The following is a 7,247-nucleotide window of genomic DNA, read 5'->3' on the forward strand; positions in this document are numbered from 1 at the left end:
AAATAGGGTGTCCACTAAACGAGGGTAACCTCAGCAGGGGCAGTGGGGTAGGTGTAGTTGAATCGGGTTTGGCTGTAGGCCTGCATTATGGAAGCGCCTCCTATCCATCTTCACACTCCTTCCACCTGAAGTGTTTGAAGTGGAAATCTTCAATTATGGTAGCCTTACCTAAACTAGGTATAATCTTTATACTTTCCGAAGGGAGTCTCTGCCGCTGCAAACACCAGCCCTGAACGGGATTCGGTCTCAACCAACGGTGGTACCGCTGGGGCATCGGCCAGCACCAGCTGAATCCGCAGGGGCGAACCACTAATTTCCATGGTGCAGACGGCAGCGTCCGATTGCAACTTTGGTGCAGATGTATCGCAGCGCCATTCGCTTCAACGGCCTGGAGGCCGCAAATGAATCGGATGTGCTGCGTATCTACCGCTAGAAACCGCAGCACATTGGAGACCAGCCGCCAAAATGGGCGAGGTTTAGAAGATGAGAAGCGAGGGCCGAGACGAATGTTAGTCCGAAGTTGAAGGTGGCTGCGAGGTTGAAATCCATCCGGAAATATCGCGAAGTTCTGGGAATTTCCCTTCCCATCGCTGGAGTACAACTCGCCGGAGTTGCATTGACCACCACGGACGTATTGATGCTGCAGTCCGTGGGCGTACTGGCGATAGCCGGCGGCGGCCTAGCGATGCAGCTTTACAACCAGATCCGCACGATGTGCGTGGGCATGGTGACGGCCGGGGCAAATCTTGTGGCTGAAGCAGCAGCAAAAATGGAAAAAGAGAAAACCTCTTGTCAAAATTGCGAGGCGGGAGCAGAACAGATCCGGCGGGCTGTGCGCTCCTCCTTCGCGGTGGCCACTGGCACTGCAATTCTCGGCGCGTTACTGGTCATCGCCCTAGGCGGATTGGTCCTTGTTCTGCCCATCGACAAGCACGTTGCCCAACTCACCTTCGCCATGACCCTTGCGCTCGCACCCGGGTTAGTCCCGATGATGTGGCTCAACGTCCTGCGCCAATTCGCCGTGGGCATGCGAAAACCCGGCTCCCTGTTAACCATCACGCTGATATCGATATTTATAAATATCGCATTGAACTGGTTATTTATGACATGGGCAGCCTCGGATCACTGGAAGGTAGCGGGCATCGGGCTTTCTACAACTGTCATCCAACTGCTTACCTTCCTGGCCTTCCGGATTGTGGTACTGCGCATTCCCGAGCTACAGCCCTATTTCCACATCCTTCCGTGTAAAGGAGATGGGGAGACTATCTGCCGCCTCGTCCGCCTCGGGGTACCAGTCAGTCTGACCTATGGCTCGGAGGCTGCAATAACAACCATCGCCGGTTTAGTGATGGGGACCTTTAGCCCACAGATGCTAGCGGCGCACAATATTGTGAACCAACTGGCGTACATCGTTTACCAAGTGTGCATCGGCTTTTCTCACGGCGGCTCGGTGCTGATCACAAGGGCTCGGGCCGAGAGTGCCGACTCAGTGCGCGAGATTACCCGACGCATATTGTTCGTCGTGGTCACGTATCTGGGAATAATGGGCGCGCTGTGGCTTCTGTTGGGCAGGTGGGTACTGCATCCTTTCTTAAAAGAGGCAGATCCCACCACCTTTCACATTGCCGTCCTGCTCCTATGTCTCGCGGTACTGCAACAGTTCGCCAAAGGAATCCAAAACGTGGCAGTGGGCCTACTGAGAGGCCTGAAAGACACCACCTCAGGGCTACGCTGCACCCTCGTCGGGTACTGGCTGGTTGGCGTCCCCGGGATTCTGATATTTGGAAAGCTCCTCGGATGGGAAGGATATGGCGTCTGGTTAGGACTCATCATGGGTTTCGCAACCACGGCGGTACTGCTGCTACGCACATATTCCCGCCGACTGAATGAACTGACTTAACGGGAATGTTAGGGGGTAAAAGTTTCATCACCCATTGTAGATAAACAAAGGTATGGCTAACCTAATAGATCCACTTGGAAGAAAGGATTGCCTTGTCCCTCACGACAACTAGGGCTCGCGGTTTTAAAACCCCACGCGCCCCTCACCACCGAATGGCCCGCGTAGTCGCCTCAGCCGTCACCGCCACTGCCCTCCTTATGACCGCTGCCTGCAGCACTAACGATGAACAACAGACCGCAGATGACGGAGAAAAGCAACAGATCACCGACATTCTCGGGCGCGAAGTCGAGGTCCCGAAGAACGTCGATCGGGTCCTCATGGGCGGGCAACGGATGCTTTACACGACATCCATCCTCAACAAAGAAAACCCGCTCCAGGGCATCGTTGCCTGGCCAGATGACCTGGAGCAGAACGACCCTGGCACGTACAAGAAGTACGAACAGAAATTCTCAGAGATCGAAGATATTGAGCAAACTGGTGAAGTTTACGACGGCTCGATGTCCGTTGAGCAAGCTTTGAATTCCCGTCCAGATGTCTTCATTGTCTCCGCAAGCAGCTTCGAAGCCGCCCAGGATGCTGGCATCGTAGACGGTCTAGAAAAGGCCGGAATCCCCACGGTTACCGTCGATTACTTTACCGACCCGGTGAAGAACACCGCACCGAGCGTGCGCTTGCTCGGCAAGGTACTCGGCCACGAGAAGGAAGCGGAAGAGTATGCCGAGTTCTATGAGTCCAAGGTGAACATGGTTCAGGAGCGCCTAGAAAAAGCCAAGGCCACCCCCACACCGACCTTCCTCTGGCGAGCTCCCGGCTACTTCGACTGCTGCTCTACCTTCGCTAAGTCCAACCTAGCCCAAATTGTTAACGCAGCGGGTGGCGAAAACGTGGGCGACGATATGATCGACGCCAAGCAGGGGCAAGTCTCTCCCGAGGCGCTAGCTGAAAAAGACCCAGACGTCATCATCGCCACCGGCGCAGACTGGACCGGCGCCAAGCAGCAGCCAAAGAAGAATGGCTTTGTACCCCTGGGCTACGACGAGTCCACCGAACAGGCAGCCAAAGACTTCCAACGCGTTGTTGACGGGCAACCTGTCCTTAAGGAAATGCGGGCGGTCAAGAACAAGCGGGCCTACGCTGCGTGGCATCACTTCTACGACTCCCCATACAACTACCTAGCCATCGAGTGGTTTGCCAAAGCCATGCACCCCGACCTGTTTTCCGATGTCGACCCGCAGGCCGATTTGGAAGAACTACATGAAAAATTCCTCCCTGTGGAGGCTAGCGGCACCTTCTGGACTGGTTTGCCATGAGCCACGGAGCACGAGCGCAATCAATTGCCACCGGAAGCGAGGTGGACGACCAAAACTCTACCCCGCAACGGCAACGCCCCCGGTCAAACTGGTACCGAACAGCTAGCAGGCGAAAGGTAGCGATCATCGCAGGGCTTACGGCCCTGCTATGCGTCACCATTGCCATAGATTTCCTCATCGGCAGCAGTTTGAACGCAAATGAGGCGCTCTACGTGCTCTTTCACCCCAGCGATTCCCGCCCAATTGACTGGCAGATCATCTTTGATATACGTCTGCCTATGACCGTCACAGCGGTGCTCATCGGTGGCACCCTCGCTGCTGCCGGCGCAGAGATGCAAACCATCTTGGATAACCCCTTGGCAGAGCCCTATACGCTGGGCATTTCCGCCGCTGCGAGCTTTGGCGCAGCCTTTGCCACCGTCTCAGGATTCACCGCGGCGGGAATCGGGGCAGCGCTGGGAATGGCGGGCAGTGCTTGGGTCTTCGCCCTCGCGGCCTGTGCGGTGATCGTCCTATTCTCTCGGTCAAAGAGCTCTGGTACCGAGGGAATGATTCTGCTGGGCATAGCCATCGTGTTCCTCTTCGATGCTCTACTAGCGCTAATGCAGTACCTCGCCTCGCAGACCCAATTAGAGCAGGTGGTTTTCTGGACCTTGGGCAGCCTTACGCGCGCTACGTGGCCTCAGATCGGCCTTCTCGCGGTCATCTCACTAATCGGAATTGCTTACTTCTACCGCAATGCGTGGACGCTGACCGCGTTTCGAATGGGCGACGACCGCGCTAGGTCCATGGGTATCAATATCCCAAAGCTGCGCACGTACACGCTGGTGGGAGTCTCCCTTATGGCGGCAACTGCCGTTTCGATGGCCGGGACAATTGGTTTCATCGGACTCGTCGGCCCACATATCGCCAGGATGCTCGTTGGTGAGGACCAACGCTTCTTCCTCACCACGTCCATCATCTCAGGTGCGCTTTTGCTGACCTCAGCCTCAGTGGTATCCAAGCTGATCCAGCCTGGGGCGATTCTGCCTGTCGGCATCATCACCGCGATTGTGGGCGTTCCCGTGTTCGTCGTCCTCATTGTTTTGCGACGCCGCCCCCGAACTGTCTCCTCAACCTAATGATCGCCTCTCCCAGTACTTCCTGCCCCAGAAAGGACCCCCTCGTGGAACAACCGCCCACGGTTCCGCCAGAACCCACACTCCGGGTAGATAACCTGTGCTTTTCCCATGGAGACGAACAGATACTGAATGACGTATGTCTCCCAAAGATCGAAGCTGGAACCGTCACCGCCCTCGTCGGCCCTAATGGCGCTGGTAAGTCGACTTTGCTGCGCTGCATGGCTAACCTATGCCGATTCAGCGGCGACGTCACTGGGCCCGAGGCAGTATATTTGCCACAGGATCCCCCGCCGGAAAGCACCCTTACCGTATTCGAATCGGTACTTCTGGCACTCCAGCATTCCCGGACGGGATTCAGCGGACTACGGGTAGCCACATCCACACAGGACCGAGTCAGCTCGGTCCTCACGCGGCTGGGGCTAGAAGACCTAGAATCCCGAACAATGTCCCAGCTCTCCGGCGGCCAGCGTCAATTAGTAAGCTTCGCCCAGGCCATCGTATGCCGGCCGCAGGCATTACTACTGGACGAGCCAACCAGCGCTCTTGACCTAAGAAATCAGCTCATCCTCATGGAGCATATTCGCGCCTATGCAGCTGAAGCACCCGCGGCGGTCGTGGTTTCGATGCACGATCTTTCACAAGCAGCGCGCTTCGCTCACCGCATTGCGGTACTCCACGCGGGCACTGTATACGCACACGGAGCAGCTAAGGACGTGTTAACCGCAAAAATGTTGCGTGAAGTCTACCGCGTAGATGGAAAAGTCACCCTTACTGATGACGGTTCTGCAGCAATCACCACATCCAGAGCCATATAAGGGGCTTGAAGTGCCCCGAGTTTTGTTCCTAGGCATGTTCCTTGATTTCTATTATTCCCTGTTGCGGGTTCTTCTTCCACAATTCGGTTTCCACCTCGGCTGGGGTTCGATATCCCAGGCTTTGGTGGAGCCTTACCTCGTTCCACCATGACACCCACTCGAACGTCGCGATTTCTACCTCGACAACATCATTCCACCTGCGAGTATGGATGAGCTCATTCTTGTAAGAGCCGTTAACGTTTTCAGCTAGAGCATTGTCATTTCAGTCACCGACGGTCCCAGTGGAAGCGGCAATCCCGTGCTGGGCGAGACGCTGGTTGTAGACAACGCTGACGTACTATAAGCCGTGATCCGAATGGTGAATAAGGCCTGTTGTTTCCTTCGCGCTCACAATCGCTTGGTTGAGTGCTTGCAGCGGTAATACCTCGGTGCGCATCGAGTCCGATAATGCCCATCCGACGATCCGCCGGGAGTAAACGTCAGTGACAAACGCGGTGTACACAAAACCCTTCTTCGTACGCACGTAGGTAATGTCGGCCACCCACAGCTTGTTTAAGGCCTTGGGCTTTGAACTCACGCTCGACCAAATCCGGGCGCAGATCCGGCCTGTTGAGGTGTACGGGTTGTGATTGGTGATCCGCCTGTGCCTGTGCCAGAAACACCAGCTAGGCGCATCAGCCGGGCGGTTTGCTCACGACCGATGTCGATTCCGTCACGGTCAAGCGCATGCCACATTGTCCGCACGCCGTAGACACCGTAATTATCCCGATGAATGGCACCAATGCGTTCAATCAGCACAGCGTCACGAAGGCGACGAGCACTTAAGCCCACGGGCTTTGGACTGGCGATAACCACGCGAGGTGATAAACCCACCAGCCCGGTTAATCTTCAACTCCGGTGCAGATGAACTCGACAGAGAAATGATTCCGGTATTTATCGATGAACCGGATCATTTCTTAACGTTTGGGGCCTGGTCGTGAGGCGAAAAAGCTGACGCAGCCTTCAGCAACTCGTTGGTATCTCGAAGCTCTTGATTTTCGCGGCGTAGCCTGGCATTTTCGGTAGCCAAATCTTCAGGAACAGGTTCTGGGATGTTTCCCGCACGACGAGCAGGCTTAAGTCCATAGACGAGCCGTGTGCCATGAAACCCCCAACTTTGAAGCTACTGCCTAGCACGCGGGATGCATCGACATGCTTTCCGCCAAGATGCGGTCCTCCACGAGACGGACCACACGGTCCTTTGCATCCTGGTCAAATTTTCTTGGCATGTTCCAGATTTTCCCATCTACTCAAACGGAACAAAACCTGGGACACTTCAGGGTAGCAGTGCTTAAGTTTCTTTCTAGTGGTTCGGTGGTGTTGATAGTTAGTCGATAGCGCGGTCCAGCATTCTCGTCCTGGGGAAGGGTGCGGAAGTTGGTCTTGGTGCTTTCTGCGGTGAGATATGTGCCTACGGTATGGGCGAGGTGAACGTCAACGAGGTTTGAGTCGTCGAGTTGTTCCAGCATGGTCTCTAGCAGCCGCTGGCGCGTATCAGGGCGTTTAGCGCTCACGCGGTAGCGATGGGAGGTTAAGCCTTTGGCGTTCATGCTGTCAGCATCGAGTGGGGCAGCAGACTGTGCGAGGTGTTCTAGTTCGTCTTTATCCCAGCCGGGGTAGGCGGCAGTAGAGTCTAGGAATCGGCTCCAGGTGCGGGCGTCATGCAGGTTGCTTTCTTGCGCTGTGGCGGCAGTGGGGTTGCCCGCAAATCGTGGACACGTAGTGGGGCTACCTAGTGTTTAGGCAGCTATTTCTTTTCTACTGGTGGTTAGACCAATGTGGTTTTCGAAGTCGACGGGACTGACCATTCCTAGTGCAGAGTGCCGGCGCCGACGGTTGTAAACGACTTCCATCCAGTAGGCAACAGCCTTGCGCGCAGCATCGCGGGTAGGCCAACGCTTACGGTCGTAGAACTCGGTTTTAAGCGTCGACCAGAACGACTCAGCCATCGCGTTATCGAAGCACACACCAGTACGCCCCACAGACTGGGCAATGCCTAGTTTATGGCAGACTTCCCAGAGCTTCTCGCTGGTAAATTGCGTTCCACGGTCAGCGTGAAACA

General features: G+C 55.7%; 5 protein-coding genes and 1 pseudogene. 4 read left to right on the plus strand and 2 right to left on the minus strand.

The genetic code is table 11. The features are described 5' to 3' along the window. Window positions 1-538: 538 nt before the first annotated feature. The 4 genes from HMPREF2806_RS09990 (at window position 539) to HMPREF2806_RS10005 (ending at window position 5,146) form a co-directional block, all read left to right on the plus strand. Window positions 539-1,900, plus strand: a complete 1,362-nt coding sequence (locus HMPREF2806_RS09990; protein ID WP_231732355.1) for an MATE family efflux transporter — start codon at window positions 539-541, stop codon at window positions 1,898-1,900. A 152-nt stretch (window positions 1,901-2,052) separates the two neighbouring features. Continuing rightward, window positions 2,053-3,210 carry an ABC transporter substrate-binding protein gene (locus HMPREF2806_RS09995; protein WP_049156259.1) on the plus strand — a complete coding sequence of 386 codons (1,158 nt, stop codon included), beginning with the start codon at window positions 2,053-2,055 and terminating at the stop codon, window positions 3,208-3,210. A gap of 41 nt (window positions 3,211-3,251) precedes the next feature. Beyond that, window positions 3,252-4,331, plus strand: coding sequence for a FecCD family ABC transporter permease (locus HMPREF2806_RS10000; RefSeq protein WP_049156286.1), 1,080 nt, complete (start codon window positions 3,252-3,254; stop codon window positions 4,329-4,331). After that, window positions 4,331-5,146 carry an ABC transporter ATP-binding protein gene (locus tag HMPREF2806_RS10005; RefSeq protein ID WP_049156256.1) on the plus strand — a complete coding sequence of 272 codons (816 nt, stop codon included), beginning with the start codon at window positions 4,331-4,333 and terminating at the stop codon, window positions 5,144-5,146. The genes HMPREF2806_RS10000 and HMPREF2806_RS10005 overlap by 1 nt, the downstream gene beginning before the upstream one ends. Before the next feature lie 28 nt (window positions 5,147-5,174). Here the strand turns inward: HMPREF2806_RS10005 and HMPREF2806_RS13370 are convergent. Together HMPREF2806_RS13370 and HMPREF2806_RS13200 are read right to left on the minus strand one after the other, a co-directional pair. Next, window positions 5,175-6,414: pseudogene (locus HMPREF2806_RS13370) on the minus strand (IS3 family transposase). A gap of 510 nt (window positions 6,415-6,924) precedes the next feature. After that, the coding region (locus tag HMPREF2806_RS13200) for an integrase core domain-containing protein (protein WP_158013221.1) at window positions 6,925-7,247 on the minus strand (323 nt) is incomplete at its 5' end.

Origin of the sequence: Corynebacterium sp. HMSC076G08 (assembly GCF_001811515.1) — a bacterium.
GTDB lineage: Bacteria > Actinomycetota > Actinomycetes > Mycobacteriales > Mycobacteriaceae > Corynebacterium > Corynebacterium hiratae.